Origin of the sequence: Listeria grandensis FSL F6-0971 (assembly GCF_000525835.1) — a bacterium.
Classification (GTDB): Bacteria; Bacillota; Bacilli; order Lactobacillales; family Listeriaceae; genus Listeria_A; species Listeria_A grandensis.
In genome coordinates this window covers 23,516-38,569 of the sequence record NZ_AODD01000008.1, presented here as the reverse complement: position 1 = coordinate 38,569, position 15,054 = coordinate 23,516, and the positions used below count along the sequence as shown (strand labels likewise).

Annotated in this window: 14 protein-coding genes and 1 pseudogene; 13 read left to right on the top strand and 2 right to left on the bottom strand. The window is 40.2% G+C overall.

Features of this window, described 5'->3' with window-relative positions; all coding sequences use genetic code 11:
* Nucleotides 1-18 precede the first annotated feature (18 nt).
* Nucleotides 19-1,506 carry an immunoglobulin-like domain-containing protein gene (locus tag PGRAN_RS06630; protein ID WP_149024004.1) on the top strand — a complete coding sequence of 496 codons (1,488 nt, stop codon included), beginning with the start codon at nt 19-21 and terminating at the stop codon, nt 1,504-1,506.
* Between the two features lie 72 nt (nt 1,507-1,578).
* Here the strand turns inward: PGRAN_RS06630 and PGRAN_RS06625 are convergent, their stop codons facing one another.
* Nucleotides 1,579-1,899 carry a putative heavy metal-binding protein gene (locus tag PGRAN_RS06625; RefSeq protein WP_036066039.1) on the bottom strand — a complete coding sequence of 107 codons (321 nt, stop codon included), beginning with the start codon at nt 1,897-1,899 and terminating at the stop codon, nt 1,579-1,581.
* A 296-nt stretch (nt 1,900-2,195) separates the two neighbouring features.
* Here PGRAN_RS06625 and PGRAN_RS06620 point away from each other — a divergent pair, with 296 nt between their 5' ends.
* Nucleotides 2,196-4,439: an LPXTG cell wall anchor domain-containing protein gene (locus PGRAN_RS06620; protein ID WP_036066038.1), complete on the top strand. Its 2,244-nt coding sequence runs from the start codon at nt 2,196-2,198 to the stop codon at nt 4,437-4,439.
* Between the two features lie 279 nt (nt 4,440-4,718).
* Here the strand turns inward: PGRAN_RS06620 and PGRAN_RS06615 are convergent, their stop codons facing one another.
* A complete protein-coding gene (locus tag PGRAN_RS06615; RefSeq protein WP_036066037.1) occupies nt 4,719-5,657 on the bottom strand; it encodes an L-lactate dehydrogenase in 939 nt (312 codons plus the stop codon).
* A gap of 262 nt (nt 5,658-5,919) precedes the next feature.
* Here PGRAN_RS06615 and PGRAN_RS17625 point away from each other — a divergent pair.
* From PGRAN_RS17625 to PGRAN_RS06560, 11 genes and pseudogenes are all read left to right on the top strand, one after another.
* A pseudogene (locus PGRAN_RS17625) lies at nt 5,920-6,545 on the top strand (50S ribosomal protein L25/general stress protein Ctc).
* A gap of 251 nt (nt 6,546-6,796) precedes the next feature.
* A complete protein-coding gene (locus PGRAN_RS06605) occupies nt 6,797-7,912 on the top strand; it encodes a pectate lyase family protein (RefSeq protein ID WP_036066035.1) in 1,116 nt (371 codons plus the stop codon).
* 95 nt (nt 7,913-8,007) lie between these two features.
* Nucleotides 8,008-8,559 carry a hypothetical protein gene (locus tag PGRAN_RS06600; RefSeq protein ID WP_036066033.1) on the top strand — a complete coding sequence of 184 codons (552 nt, stop codon included), beginning with the start codon at nt 8,008-8,010 and terminating at the stop codon, nt 8,557-8,559.
* Nucleotides 8,560-9,237: 678 nt separating this feature from the next.
* Nucleotides 9,238-9,435 (top strand): CxxH/CxxC protein, encoded by a 198-nt coding sequence (locus PGRAN_RS06595; protein ID WP_241433296.1) that lies wholly within the window; start codon nt 9,238-9,240, stop codon nt 9,433-9,435.
* Between the two features lie 56 nt (nt 9,436-9,491).
* A complete protein-coding gene (rlmH, locus tag PGRAN_RS06590; RefSeq protein ID WP_036066031.1) occupies nt 9,492-9,971 on the top strand; it encodes a 23S rRNA (pseudouridine(1915)-N(3))-methyltransferase RlmH in 480 nt (159 codons plus the stop codon).
* A gap of 134 nt (nt 9,972-10,105) precedes the next feature.
* Complete coding sequence (locus PGRAN_RS06585; RefSeq protein ID WP_036066030.1) at nt 10,106-10,750, top strand: DUF998 domain-containing protein; 645 nt, start codon at nt 10,106-10,108, stop codon at nt 10,748-10,750.
* 32 nt (nt 10,751-10,782) lie between these two features.
* The gene (locus PGRAN_RS06580; RefSeq protein ID WP_036066029.1) at nt 10,783-11,859 is read left to right on the top strand and encodes a threonine aldolase family protein; all 1,077 of its coding nucleotides are present in this window, start codon (nt 10,783-10,785) and stop codon (nt 11,857-11,859) included.
* A 110-nt stretch (nt 11,860-11,969) separates the two neighbouring features.
* Complete coding sequence (locus tag PGRAN_RS06575; RefSeq protein WP_241433295.1) at nt 11,970-12,644, top strand: response regulator transcription factor; 675 nt, start codon at nt 11,970-11,972, stop codon at nt 12,642-12,644.
* Nucleotides 12,641-13,690, top strand: coding sequence for a HAMP domain-containing sensor histidine kinase (locus tag PGRAN_RS06570; protein ID WP_036066028.1), 1,050 nt, complete (start codon nt 12,641-12,643; stop codon nt 13,688-13,690). The genes PGRAN_RS06575 and PGRAN_RS06570 overlap by 4 nt, the downstream gene beginning before the upstream one ends.
* A 142-nt stretch (nt 13,691-13,832) precedes the next feature.
* A complete protein-coding gene (locus PGRAN_RS06565; protein WP_036066027.1) occupies nt 13,833-14,345 on the top strand; it encodes a hypothetical protein in 513 nt (170 codons plus the stop codon).
* A gap of 29 nt (nt 14,346-14,374) precedes the next feature.
* Nucleotides 14,375-14,968, top strand: a complete 594-nt coding sequence (locus tag PGRAN_RS06560; protein WP_149024003.1) for a hypothetical protein — start codon at nt 14,375-14,377, stop codon at nt 14,966-14,968.
* The last annotated feature ends 86 nt before the right edge of the window (nt 14,969-15,054 follow it).

The window sequence follows — 15,054 nt, the reverse complement described above, 5'->3', positions numbered from 1 at the left end:
GTAGGACCGATGAAAGGAATGCTACAAAGAGAGTTAGATCGTGCCCAAGAATTACTAGACGCTAAAACATCAGCAGCACAAGCAGAAAAAGACCGTCAAGTAGCAGCAGAAAAAGCAGTTAAAGAACTATTCACAAGCAACAACCCAGCCACAGACACAATCAAAGCAACAACAAACCAAAAAGCAATCGATGACGCCCAAAAATTGATTGACGCAGTAACAGATGCAACAGTGAAAGCAGAACTACAAAAAGATCTAGATCGTGCCCAAGAATTACTAGACGCTAAAACATCAGCAGCACAAGCAGAAAAAGACCGTCAAGCAGCAGCAGAAAAAGCAGTTAAAGAACTATTCACAAGCAACAACCCAGCCACAGACACAATCAAAGCAACAACAAACCAAAAAGCAATCGATGACGCCCAAAAATTGATTGACGCAGTAACAGATGCAACAGTGAAAGCAGAACTACAAAAAGATCTAGATCGTGCCCAAGAATTACTAGACGCTAAAACATCAGCAGCACAAGCAGAAAAAGATCGTCAAGTAGCAGCAGAAAAAGCAGTCAATGAATTATTCAAAGGTAACGATCCATCATCTGACGCTATCAAAGCAGCAACAAGTCAAAAAGAAATTGATGATGCACAAAAATTAGTGGATAAAGTAACAGACCAAGCGAAAAAAGCAGAATTGCAAGCAAACCTAGATAAAGCGCAAGATCTACTTGACGCATCGCTTGCAACATCAGGAACAATTTCACCGAACGAATTTGCAGTAGGTGGCGATAAATATATCACCGGAACATACTCTGGCGATGTAGTTAAAATCTCCATGTTCCAAAACGGGACCGAATTCAAAGGCGCAGCAATGAAAGACGGCGAATTCAGCTTCTACGCAACAGATAAGAAAATCAAGAAAACAGACGAAATCATCATGGTTGCCTACGATAAAAATGGTAAAGAAATAGCTAGAAAATTAGTGAAATTTGTCGTAATAACAGAAGGTAAACTAACTCCAGTAGAAATGACTATTCCAGGCCACAACAACGTGACCGGAACATACACTGGCGACATTACAAAAATCGAACTAACGGTGAACGGCAAAACATACAAAGGTGGAACAGTATCTAACGGCACCTTCAAGTTCTATTCTTTGGATAAAGTAACGAGTGAAACAGACGTAGTTGTAGTCAAAGGCTATGACAGCACTGGCAAATTACTAGACACGCAAACAGTTAAAATCAAATCAACAGCACCATCAGCAGGAACAATTACACCAGCAGTTATGACTATCCCAGGTGATAAAAACGTTGTAGGAACATACACAGGAGCAGTTAAATCCCTAGTTCTTACAGTAGACGGCGTCGAATACAAAGGCGGAACCATCGCGAATGGCGAGTTCAAATTCTACTCATTCGATAAAATCAAATCAGCAACAAGCGAAGTAACATTAAAAGCATATGACAAAGTTGGCAAATTGTTAGATACACAAACAGTAACATTCAAATAAAGTCAAAATAGAAAAGGATGAGATGTCCGGCAGTGTTCTACCGACCTATCTCATCCTTTTTTGTGAGCTGTTTTAAGAGACAACAACAGCCGTTCCTGAAGCCGTCACCATCAACATACCATTATCCGCACCAAGCACCTCATAATCGATGTCCACGCCGACAACGGCATTCGCGCCGAGTTTTGCTGCACGCTCTTCCATTTCGCGAATCGCTTCCTCGCGAGCAGTAACTAATTCCTGCTCATAGCCCTCCGAACGTCCGCCAAAGAAATTACGCAAACCTGCACCAATATCCTTCATAAAATTGACCCCTGTAATTACTTCTCCGAACACGATTTGTTTATACTCCACAATCTGTTTGCCGTCAATGCTTGGTGTTGTAGTCGAAATCATGTTTTATTACCTCCTTATCTCTTGATTTTTATAATGCCATGACACTAAAATAGCATATTCGACTAGAAAATACAAAAATGAGGAAGCTGGTTCGAGATACTTTGCCTCTTTAAAAAAAACATATCTATCCATAAAATTGTCACAAAATAGTGCATGAAATTAAGTTTCTTGTGAATTTAAGTGGAGCATCTATATGTTATAGTCAAAAAGACGTCGCTTGGATGAAATCACGTGTTTTAAAGATAAAAGTTAGATAAGTAAGATTTTTTTGAATATATTAGAAAAGGGGATTAGTGATGAAGGCAAAGAAATATATCGTTATTTTTATGATTACTTTACTTAGTGTACAATTAGGAACGCTATTTCTGGATGTGAAAAAAGGTCAAGTGATGGCTGAAAGTACAGGTGGGAACGCCTCGATTTCGGTGATTACCGGTACTATAAAAAGCCGACAAGAAGTTAATTTACACGTAAATGTTTTTGGTAGTGCAGGAGATTTTTTGGAAGATAACGGAAATATAGTTGTTAGTATACCAAAAGAAATTGTGTATAATATGGGTGATTTCAATACAAAGATGCTCATTCCGGAGCCGTTCGAGTATGAAGGTTTAGAAAAAGATGATACTAATTTTAACCTTATTTTTTCAATGAATACGGAGCTAATTGATGCAAATGATGCCTTTAATGGCGTATTCGAAATCAAGTTTGGAGCTCCAATAATAAGAGTTGATGGGGAGCATGCTAGTATCCAAACCTTCACAGTATCCTATGCTGGCAAACAACAACAGGTGCGTGTAGATGTGCAGAAACAGCACCTGCCAGTTTTTCCTATTTTTGATAAGTGGTATAAAGGGGATTTTGATCAGAATGGTATTGCGAATCTAAATACAACAAATGCTGAAGCAAACCGTTTTCAATTGGTAGTGAACTATCGAGGTACCGAACTGAAGGACGTTATCGTTTCGGATCAACTACCTCAGGGGACATCCCTTATTGCATCATCTAAACGAATGTCAACACCTGGAGATTCGATGACAAAGGATCAAATTAGGGTTTTAAAGGTAACAGATTTTGATGAGGAAGGAGAAGCGATACATTATAAGTATGTAACGGATGAATTTGCAGACAAGATAATGTACGATAAAGTTGCCAATCGCTTCAGCGTAGACTTTGGGGATATTGCAGCGGATGAGACATATTTTGTGGAGTATTCTTTGAAAATAGAGGACTCCAATCTGGGCGTACAGATGAATGTTGCCAACTTAGTTGCAAGTAACAGACAAGCGATTGAAAAATCAGTTTCTGTGCAGGCAATTAATCACTACGGAACAAGTTATGTTTTAAATGAAAGCGTGGACAAAACAACTTTAAACTACGATGAAAATGAAGTGATCTATACACTGAAATTATCACTATTAGATGGGGAGGCAATTCCAGCGGGCACAGTTATTACGGATCCGCTAAATGAGAAAATGATTTCGCCCGAATTGGAGGCTTACGATACAAGCAAATTTGACATAAAGATTGAGGATAACAAATTAACAATCAAATTGTTGAAAGATTTACCGAAAGGAGAACTAGCAGAGTGGAGTTTTAAAGTGGGTGTCGAAAATTTAAAAATGGGCGAGACACTTTTTAATCAAGCATTTTTAATGTTAGCGAGCGATCAGGTTTATTCGAATTCGGTTTCGACTAGGAAATACGACGGCAGAATTCAGATTAAGAAGTTAGATAATCTGCACAATCCGGTTTCGGGTGCAACGTATGAAATTTTGAATGACAAGAATGAGCAAGTGTTTGAAGGACTGACAGATGCCACAGGTTTGCTAAATTCGAAGGCGCTACAGCCGGGGACTTATACGGTAAGGGAGGTCACTGCGCCAGTTGGTTATATATTGGATAGTACTCCTTATTATGTATCAGTGAGCACTGCCGATACAGTACCAATTGTTTTGGGGACGGAGAACAAACTCAAAGGAGGAAGTGTCAAGCTGACGAAAATAGACGCAGATAATCCATCCGTACCATTAGCTGGTGCCAAGTTCGAATTACATGATAGCGATGGTGAAGTTCTGTTTACGGATATGAGCACGGATATAAACGGGGAAATAGTGATTTCTGGCTTAATTCCCGGTCGGTATTACTTTATTGAAACAGAAGCACCAAATGGTTATGTGCTAGATAGTACTCCGGTTTCCTTTGACATTGAGATTGGCGAGAATGATACACAAGTTCAAGTCATAAAGGAGAATAGCCGTGAAGATATGAAGGTGCCACCAATCGTATCTCAGCAACCGGTGTTACCTCTTAAGCCGAGTCCACCAGTTAAGGCGCCAGAAGTTATGGTGTCAGAATTACCGATAATAGTTCGTCCGATGACTTCAGTGACGCAAAATCCAGGTAACGAGAGGGTAGAGATAAATCCAGTCATTAAAGAATTACCGGAAACAGGAGATAGTAAACGGAATCAGATGGCTTTATATGGAATTAGCTTGATGATATTTGCTTTGGCCGTTCTAATTAAAAGGAAAAATGGATAGATAATTCGACACGTCTAAAAAATAAAGGGGCTGGAACATAACCCAGATAAATCGGCGAAAAGCGCTCGGATTCAGGGAGTTTAGCGGACTTCCGGTTCTCATGTACAATCGTACACTCTGCTTCCGGCTTCCACCAAACTCCCTGAATTCAAACGCTTTCGCTCGATTTGTGTAAAGCAAAATTTTCGTCCTACCCAAAGTAACGGGTTGGGCGATTTTGCTTTATCTTGAGTTTTGTCTCAGACTCTTTATTAGTATTTATAGCAGAAACAAAACGTATTAATAATCTTTCATCGCATCATCCAACACTTTTTTCAAAGTCGCTGCTGAATTCGCCATTTGTTCTTTTTCCACGTCATTCAGTTTCATCTCAACAACGTGACGCACACCTTTACGGTTCACGACAGCCGGCGCACCAATATACACGTCATCCAAGCCATAATGCCCGTCCATGTACACAGATAATGGCAAAATCGCGTTTTCGTTATTCAGAATCGCTTTTGTAATCCGGGCAAGTGCCGCTGCAATCCCGTAGAACGTTGCGCCTTTCTTATTGATGATCTCGTAAGCCGCGTCACGAACGCTAACAAAAATCGTATCCATCGCGCCTTGCTCGTCTTCCTCGATCCATTCCATAATTGGCAGTCCACCAACCGTTGTATGACTCCAAGCTGGGAACTCCGTATCGCCATGCTCACCAAGAATGTAACCATGGACATTACGCGCATCGACCTTCAAGAAATCCGCAATCGACATCCGGAAACGCGCCGTATCAAGACTTGTACCAGAACCAATCACGCGCTCTTTTGGCAGACCAGAGAATTTCCAAGTCGCATAAGTAAGAATATCAACAGGGTTCGATGCAACCAAGAAGATACCGTCAAAACCGCTTGCCATAACCTCATCCACGATCGATTTCATAATACGTATATTACGGCTCACCAAGTCAAGTCTTGTTTCCCCAGGCTTTTGCGCCGTACCAGCCGTAACAACAACGATATCCGCATCGTGACAATCACTATAGTTTGCCGAGTAAATTTTCTTAGGCGCTGAAAAAGGTACCGCGTGACTTAAATCCATCGCATCCCCAATCGTTCTATCCTTATCTATATCAATGATTCCGAATTCTTGCCCGATATTTAGATTCACACAAGCAAATGCATAACTAGAACCAACTGCTCCGTCTCCAACCAAAATGATTTTTTGATGATCTTTCATTTTTAAATTCCTCCTTCAAAAATACGATCTACTAGTACAGTATAACACGTAATCTTCGTTTGTGAAACCTTGAACTACAAAGAGTTTCTAAAGTGTTACATAAAAAACATGTAAGCGTTGTGATACAGTTTTTGCTAAAAAGAATTCTCTTTATCTTTAGCCTTAAATAGCGCAACGTAAACCCTTATTGTTTCATTTTTTTTCAGAAAGGGTATATGATGGAGGTGTACAACATAAATTGAATGAGTGGAGTGATTTTTTTATGGCAACAACATTAGAGGTCCAAAAAAGAGAAACAAAACCGCATTCGAACATAACGTCTATCCGTAATGCAGGTAGAATTCCAGGTGTTATTTATGGTTACAAGGCAGAAAACGTGCCAGTATCCGTAGACTCTTTAACATTTATTAAAGCAGTTCGAGATAACGGCCGAAATTCCGTATTTTCAGTAACGGTTGACGGAGCAAAATTAAATGTACTATTACACGATTACCAAATAGACCATTAAAAGGGGACATCGAGCACATCGATTTACTAGCGGTAAACATGTCTGAGGAAGTAGAAGCAAATGTGAGTATCAACTTAGTTGGTGATTCCAAAGGCGTGAAATCTAGCGGCGTCTTACAACAAGTTTTATATGAAATCACCGTTTCCGCTACACCAGATAAATTACCAGAAGTAGTCGAAGTCGATATCACAGATCTTGATATTGGTGATTCCATCGCCGTATCAGACATCCCTAAAAATGCCGATTACGAAGTGATTACCGATGTAGAAGAAGTAATCGCGACCGTATCTGCGCCACGTGTTGCAGATGAGCCAGAAACAACGAGTGAAGTTGCAGAACCAGAAGCGGTACATGGTTCTGAGGGAACTCCTGATCAATAAAATTTCAACCTTATCATATTTTCAAAAACCGAGTAATGAGGGTGCTAATACCCCTTCGTTGCTCGGTTTTTTTGTTTTGTTCACAATTTAGACACATTTGTTCACAGTTACACGAAGGTTTACATAGGTTTTGGAACGGGGAAATAGATTCAGATAAGTAAAAAAGCCATTTTTATAAAATGTAAGGTGAAAATTAGGTTTCTAATAAATGATAAAAATTATACATTTTTAGATAATTGGAGGTAGTGAAGATGAGAAAAGGAATATTAGTTCTTTTAAGTTTTGCGTTTGGCTTGATAGTCGGGTTATTCATTCCGGGCACAAGTGCAAAAGCTATGATATTAAATCTGAAACCGGGGACAACGACAGAAATCAAAGCATATAACACCCAAACCTTACAAACGGCAATAAACACATCAAAAACCGCTATTACGATCCCGAAAGGAAATTTTGAAGTGACAGGAAGTATTATTTTGAAATCAAATGTCACGCTGATTGGAGCAACTACCCATCCAGCTGACTCTAAAATAACGCTCAATAATGGGCCAATGACGACAGAAACCGGTAAGGGCGTTACAACTGTCAACAACTTGCAAATCCGGAATTTCACGCTTCAATACAATGCAAACATGCCAAAATACGATTTTATGCAGCACGATGTTCATGTGTACCAGAGTAATTTGCTCGAGATTGGATCGGTGACTAAGGCAGAATCCACGGCTAATTATCACGCGACCTACAAAAAAATCACAAAAAACAACATTCAGGTGCAAAACATGATTTTAAACGCAAATAAAGTCGGTTCAGCCGTATTAAGTATCGCCAAGGCTAATAACGTAAATATAGCCAATAATCAAATATTAAATTCAGGATTACAAAGTGGTGTTACGGCGAGTTATACAGATAATTTGCGAATTGACGGAAATATTGTGCGGCATTCTGGTCGTTCAGGAATTAGTCTGTATCAAGGAAATGGCTCCGCCCGAGGTCCAATCTACATTCGCAACAATAAAGTCATCGATTGGATGGAGCGTTTCGGCGGATACCATTATAATGCCGCTCGTGTCTCTAAAATAACGCCGGATCAAATGGTCGACGGTGGAATTGACAGTTATGGTCCCGCTAATAATTACGTATCTGTGACAGGAAATAGTGTCTACCTTCAAAATAACAACGGAAAACGGATTATCGACAACCAAAAAATTCGAACAGAAATGGGGCGTAAAAAAACGCTCGATATGTCGGATACACTGGAATTCGCGGGAGCGGCATCCAGCATGCTATTCACCGCAATAATACCGTCACGATCAATAGCCCAGACACGCTCTCCTTTATCACTTTCAACTCAAGATTGCGCAACACGCTGACACCACCCAAATATATCCTAGTTGAAAACAATCATTTTACCGCTCAAAATGTTGGTTTTCCCGTTCGAATTTTTGGTGGGAGTAGTGATAATAGGATGACATCAGGGATTGTGATTCGTCAAAATACGTTTAGGATTAACGGCGACATCCCGACATACTATAAAACGCTGATCGATGTTCGCGAGAAGACAGAAGTGATTAACGGTAAACTGACCTATTTTGACACCGCGTTTCTGACTGTAGCGAACAATAAGATTATTAGTAAAAATGTGAAACAAGTGGTTGCAGGCACCGCGATCCGTCCCGTTCCAACTGTTCGCACCGTATATATTGGTAAAAACACACTGAACGGCCGCGCTTTCCAACATGTTGGGAGCAATTTAGATACAGTTGTTCAACTGCCCAGCTACAAAAAAGGCATTATCAGCGGTGGAATCATGTGGGCTGTAAACGACAAATCAGTTAAGACGATTCAGCTGAAAGACAGTGCTGGCAAAGCGCTCACGAAGCCATTAACGCTGAGAAAGAAAGCACTGATAAATTTCAACTGGAAGCCGATTTACAGCTCGAAACCAAAGTGGATTTGGATAACGAGTAAGGTCGGGAATAAAGTAACGACAAAGAAGATTCCGCTGTATTTATTTTAGAAAAGGATGGGGCCTAGATGGATTCTAGGTCTTTTTTTTGTGGATATGGTAGAATTTGAAGAGACAGAGATTATGCTAGTGGCGTATGCTGTTTCATCCAAAATGAAGCCGAGCTGAGAGTAGAAGAGAATGATCAGGGCTGTAATCGTCTAAATCTACATCTATTAAGTTGAGAAAGTTATCCACAAAAAAATATAGTAATGTGAATAAAAATATAAGAAATAATGAGTATATAAAACGAAACCCCTTGTGCCATAACGTATAGAAGCGTTATCAACATAAATCTATAAAGACTAGTATTCTGTGCATAACTTGTGGATAACAATAATTTGTGGAATCAATATGTCGTAGAGAACATATATTCGGGCACGAAATATAGATTTACCTGTGGATATATATATTTATTTTGTGGATAAACTGTGCGTAATAATCTAAAATGCTGGGGATAAGTTTATAAGTGAATAATTTATCTAAAAAATGATAGAAATTAGAAAGAAAATACACAAAAACATAGAAATGCGACCCGAAATCGACAAATTAATTAGAAAAGTTTAAATTTGAGTAAGGTATTGGTTGACGATGTGGTTAATTCGACTTATCATAATTAGGTAGCTGTCCAGATAAACCCATCCTTTGAGTAGGTTTATCCACAGTTTGTGTAACAAGAAAGAAGGAATCGTGTTGAAAAAGCCAATTTATAGCTGTGAAGAACATATCGAAGAAGCGCTTGATGACTGGGTTTATGAGGTAGAAACGTTCCCAGAATTCAAGTTAGTAAACAATTCTCAAAATCTGTGGATAACCTGTGGATACTGTAAAAATAAAGCGATATATATAGTGGGGAACGAGTGTTCAGACACAAAATATAGAAATTGATTGTGGGTATGTGGATAAATTCTGTGGATAAAATGTTAGTAAAGGGTGAATAAGTTGTGAATATCCAGATTTTAACGGTAGGGAAATTGAAAGAAAAATATTTGATTCAAGGTATCGCGGAATACACAAAACGTCTCGGTCCGTATGCAAAAGTTACGATTACAGAAGTACCAGATGAAAAGGCACCGGAAATATTGAGTGAAGCAGAGATGGTGCAAGTAAAAGCGAAAGAAGGCGAACGAATTTTGGCGAAAATTGCAGATGATGTGCATGTGATTGCCCTAGCGATCGATGGAAAGCAGAAGAGTAGTGAAGAGTTTGCTTCTGGACTGGATCGACTGGCTACCTATGGGAAAAGCAAAGTAGCCTTTGTGATTGGCGGATCGTTAGGTCTTAGCGATGAGGTACTAAAGCGAAGTGATGAAAAATTATCATTTGGAAAGCTAACATTGCCACATCAGCTGATGAGATTGGTTTTGGTGGAACAGGTATATCGGGCTTTCCGGATTAATCGTAGGGAACCATATCATAAATAAACCAAACGCTTCGAATTATCGACAATAACCATGGAAACAGGAATTTTTTCACTTATATTACAAGTTTGATTTCTAACCGAGCGTTGTAAATGATAAGATAGTATCTAGCAGGGGGGCTGGAAGGAGGAGAAAGAATGGGGTTTTTGAAGCGATATGGATTTTATTTTCTATTATTGGGCGTATTAAGCGATTTTTTGACGCCTTATGTTTTGGGTATCTTTTATCCGGGTTTGAACCAAATGACAATGGTTATGAGTGTGTTTGGCGACGTGGAAAGTCCGGTTCGTGGCGCGTTTTTAGTTTGGTCTGTCGTGTCTGGGGTATTGTTTGTCCTAGCTTTGCCGGCAATATATCAAACGTTTAGCAAAACATCGCGGACACTGGCTATTTTGCTGGCTTCGGCGATTGGCTTATACGGTATTGGAGATTGCATTTTTACCGGGTTATTCAGCATAGATACAGAGCAAGCAACGTGGACTTTTTCAACGTGGGTTCACAATATTGGCTCAGGTCTAGGTTATGCCGGCTTTTTACTTTTCCCGCTATTTTTAGTGCTGCTTTATCGAAAACAAGGACTGTCGAGCCGTAGCAAAATGTATTTGGTTTTGCTGATCATTAGTCTGATATCTGCTGCTGTCTATGGTTTAGCGCGAATACCTGCGATCAATGATTTGCCGATTTTAGACAAAATTGGTTTTTGTCAGCGAATCAGTTTCTTTTTCAATTACTTACCGATAGTCATCTTTGCTGTAGATCAAATGAAACATAGAAAAGCGTAGTCTTACAATTTGAAGAACGAGGAGAGATTCACATGAATAATGTATTAAAGGATTCATTCAAAAAAACAACGTACAAACTATCCCAGCATGGTCCGCGTAACGCAAGTGTTTTACAAGATGCTTTCCAATCGGTCGACGGGAGCCTAGAAAGTGATATTTATGGGGAAGGCGCGGTTATCGAGAATTTCGAAAGCAAAATCGCCGAGTTTTTAGGTGAGGAAACAGCGGTATTTTTCCCTAGTGGAACGATGGCGCAACAAATTGCATTGCGGATTTGGGCGGATCGTAAAACTAACAAAAAAATTGCTTATCACCCGCTTTCTCATCTCGAAATTCATGAACAAGATGGCTTAAAAGAGTTGCAATCCATTGAGCCGTTATTACTTGGAACAGCGGAAAGATTACTAACTATTGATGATATTCGGAATTTAAGCGAGCCGGTTGCATGTATTTTGATTGAGTTGCCTCAGCGCGAAATTGGCGGGCAGTTACCAACATTCGCTGAATTGGAGGAGATTTCGCAGTATTGTCATGACAACGGGATCAAGATTCACCTCGATGGTGCGCGTTTATGGGAAGTAACACCGTATTACAACAAGTCGGAAAAAGAGATTTGTGGGCTGTTTGATAGTGTGTATGTTTCTTTTTATAAAGGAATTGGCGGTATCGCGGGTGCTATCTTGGCTGGTAGTGCGGACTTTACGGACGAGGCGAGGGTTTGGAAACGGCGTTATGGCGGGGATTTAATTAGTTTGTATCCATATATTTTATCAGCTGATTTTTATTTTGATAAACGCATCGGCAAAATGGGGCAATACTATGAGGCGGCGAAGGAGTTAGCGCAAAGGTTTAACGCTTGCAATGGTGTGAGCACGGTGCCAGAAGTGCCTGTTTCTAATATGTTTCATGTTCATTTTCAAAAGTCTGTGGAAGTTATCGAGCCGGTCTTGGCAAAAATCCATGCGGAGACGGGTGTAGGGTGTTCGGGGTATTTACAGACGAAACCTGGAGATACGTGCGGGTTTGAGTTATCCATCGGGGATGCGCTTGCGGAAGTTCCAACTGAAAAATTGGATCAGGTTTTTGAAATGTTAGGGGCTATAAAATAACTTTATGTAGGGTCAATACTGCTTAGAGCGGTAGTGGCTCTTTTTTTAGTAGAAACAATTTATCAACATTTTAAGTGTATAATAGAATCAAAATGGTCAAGGAGTTGAGAATGTTGATTAATATTTTAGTGGTTGAGGACGATGTGAAGCTGAATCATATTGCGTGTGCGTACCTTTCTAGTAACGGCTATGGAGCGAAAGGTTGTACAAACCCGCAAGAAGCCTATGATTTAATGTATAGCAATCGATATAGTTTAATTATTTCGGATATCATGATGCCCAAGATTGATGGTTTTGAATTTGCGGAGACGATTCGGTCGCTTGATAAGGATATTCCGATTCTTTTCATGTCGGCGAGGGATGATTTAACGGCGAAACAAAAGGGTTTTAGAATCGGAATAGACGACTACATGGTGAAGCCGATTGATCTTGATGAACTTGTTTTGCGCGTGACGGCATTGCTTAGACGGGCGAATATTGCTACAGAGCAGAAGCTAGTTGTTGGAACGCTTCGCATGGATGCAGCGGCACTCACTGCAATGATTGGTGAGCAAGAGGTTCCGATTACGGTTCGCGAATTCAATGTGTTGTATAAGTTGCTTTCATACCCAAACCAGGCTTTTTCACGGGCGCAACTGATGGATGAATTTTGGGGAATAGAGAGTCAGACGAGTTTGCGCGCAGTGGATATTTATATTACAAAAATCCGAAATAAATTCTCGGCGTGTACGGACTTTAAAATAGTAACGGTGCATGGAATCGGATATAAGGCGGTCTTAGTATGAATGCTAGCAGCTTGAAAAAAGTGAGTCGCTTTTCTTGGATTGGATATATTGGTGTTTTGCTCGCGCTTGGTGGTTTTGCGATGTTGCCAGCTGTGATGTTTGGCGCCGATATTTTAAAAGAATCAGGCCCTTATATTGGTTGGTATATTTTGTATTGGGCGATCATTGCCGCGATTTTCTGTTTTTTCACGGGGTATCAAAAATATATGGCTTTCGATAAACCGATGCGCGAATTAAGTCAGGCTACAAAGCAAGTGGCGGAGGGAGATTTCACAGTATACTTGAAGCCGATGCATAAGGCGGATAAGTATAATTATATCGATGTGATGTTCCAAGATTTCAACAAAATGGTGGAGGCGCTCGGATCACTGGAAACGATGAAAACTAATTTTGTAGCGGATGTGTCCCATGAAATCAAAACCCCGTTATCGATCGTTCAAAACTACGCGACGGCGCTTAAAAATGAGGCTATTGGACCGGAGATAAGAAAAGAGTATGTAGAAACAATTATTACGGCTTCACAAAGTTTATCCGTTTTGGTAACCAACATTTTAAATTTGAACAAGCTGGAAAATCAGGGAATTCAGTTGCCGGATGAACCGTATGATGTGTGTCGCCAACTTTCTGATACGATTCTTTCTTTCGACAATTTGTTAGAGAAAAAGGGAATAAGCGTGGAGGTGGATATGGAAGAACAAGTATCCATTTACGCCGATCCAGATTTAATGGAAATTGTTTGGCGGAACTTACTGTCCAACGCGTGGAAGTTTACAGAGCCAGGTGGTGTTATCAGATGCAAGCAAACCTCGACGGAGAATTCTGTAAGCGTGGCGATTTCTGATACTGGCTGTGGGATGGATGAGGAGACAAGGAAACGGATTTTTGAGAAATTTTATCAAGGTGATTCTTCGCATTCGAAAGAGGGGAATGGTTTAGGGTTGGCGCTTTCTTTGCAGGTCATTAAACTTATGGGCGGAACAATTACAGTGATGAGTGAGCTTGGCGAGGGCGCTACTTTTATTGTTACGCTAAACGCTAGATATTAAGAATAACAGTCTTGGGTTCGAAATAGGAATTCTGGACTGTTTTTTTGCGTGCGAATTAACATTTCAGAAACATTTTAAATGCAAATCGCAAACATTTGTTTATTAAGATGGGTGTATCAAGTAAGGCAAGGGAGTGCAGAATATGAGTACTAGAGCAGACTTTGTTGGTTATGAGTACACAGATATTACGATAAATCAGGATAAAGAGTCATTATTTGTCGATGGCTACACTAATTTCGGCTGGGATTTAGACAGTATTTCAAAATCGGTGACCTCGTTGAAAATCAAGTTTAAGCGGGATCGGAAAATTCGCAATAAGGCGGAATTGACGAGATTGCAGCGACAATTCGACGCGTGTGTGGATGAAATGGAGCAACTGGAGCGTTCGAAAAAAACGACAGCGCGGATCGTGGCGTATGGCATTGCCTTAGTGGGAACGATTGGCATGGCGTGTTCCGTGTTCGCGGTGACGAGCGGGCTCATCACGCTTTCCGTCATTTTCGCTATTCCAGGAGTTTTCGGCTGGCTGATGCCGTATTTTAGCTACAAAAATTTATACCAGAAAAAGGATGCTGAAATCACGATTTTGATGGATCAGAAAAATGAAGAGTTGTACGAAGTGAGCAAGAAGGCGAATCACTTGTTGTCGAAGTAATACCAATTTTGAAAAAGGGGCGCGGGAATGTGAGGGACAGATATACAAGATGTATGTATTTTACAACGATTGCCGTGCCGTTCAATGCGATACTAGCGATTGGGAAAATTGTTTTAGGTGTATTTTCACTGTCTTTTATTCTCGTTATCAATGCTTTTTTCAATATTGGGATGGCGGTTGCGAAATATCTGGCCGTGAAAACGCATCGCATGAGTAGTATCACCGAGATGGATCAGCGGAAATCGTATCGTAGCATTGGTTGGATGATTTTGTTTTCGAGTATCATGTTTATTGTGTTCTGCAGTGTGTTGACGATTTCCAATATGGCGATTAAATATGATCCGCACCTCGCTGTCATCATTGCGACCGTGACCTTTACGGAATTGGTGTTATCGATTCAAGGGATTGTGAACGCGCGAAAAGATAAGAAATTAATGATGGAAGCGGTGAAACTGACGAATTTTGCATCGGCTTTGATTTCGTTGACTCTGACGCAGGCTGCCCTCTTGTCTTTTACTTATGATGGGAATGCAGTTGGTTATAATATGATTTCTGGGCTCCTTTTTGGGACAATTTCAGGTTTTATCGGCATATATATGATTTTGAAAAGGAGGTTGGTGTGATGTTAGGATTTCAAATCACATTATTGATCGTTGGTATGGTGATACTCTATATTTCCATCGCTAATATATTTGAGATGTTGAATAAA

Coding starts and splice junctions, on each gene's coding strand:
- PGRAN_RS06625 (WP_036066039.1), bottom strand. CDS start 1,899: ATGATTTCGACTACAACACCAAGCATTGACGGCAAACAGATTGTGGAG.
- PGRAN_RS06575 (WP_241433295.1), top strand. CDS start 11,970: ATGTTGATTAATATTTTAGTGGTTGAGGACGATGTGAAGCTGAATCAT.
- PGRAN_RS06565 (WP_036066027.1), top strand. CDS start 13,833: ATGAGTACTAGAGCAGACTTTGTTGGTTATGAGTACACAGATATTACG.
- PGRAN_RS06630 (WP_149024004.1), top strand. CDS start 19: ATGCTACAAAGAGAGTTAGATCGTGCCCAAGAATTACTAGACGCTAAA.
- PGRAN_RS06600 (WP_036066033.1), top strand. CDS start 8,008: ATGACATCAGGGATTGTGATTCGTCAAAATACGTTTAGGATTAACGGC.
- PGRAN_RS06585 (WP_036066030.1), top strand. CDS start 10,106: ATGGGGTTTTTGAAGCGATATGGATTTTATTTTCTATTATTGGGCGTA.
- PGRAN_RS06615 (WP_036066037.1), bottom strand. CDS start 5,657: ATGAAAGATCATCAAAAAATCATTTTGGTTGGAGACGGAGCAGTTGGT.
- PGRAN_RS06605 (WP_036066035.1), top strand. CDS start 6,797: ATGAGAAAAGGAATATTAGTTCTTTTAAGTTTTGCGTTTGGCTTGATA.
- PGRAN_RS06620 (WP_036066038.1), top strand. CDS start 2,196: ATGAAGGCAAAGAAATATATCGTTATTTTTATGATTACTTTACTTAGT.
- PGRAN_RS06580 (WP_036066029.1), top strand. CDS start 10,783: ATGAATAATGTATTAAAGGATTCATTCAAAAAAACAACGTACAAACTA.
- PGRAN_RS06570 (WP_036066028.1), top strand. CDS start 12,641: ATGAATGCTAGCAGCTTGAAAAAAGTGAGTCGCTTTTCTTGGATTGGA.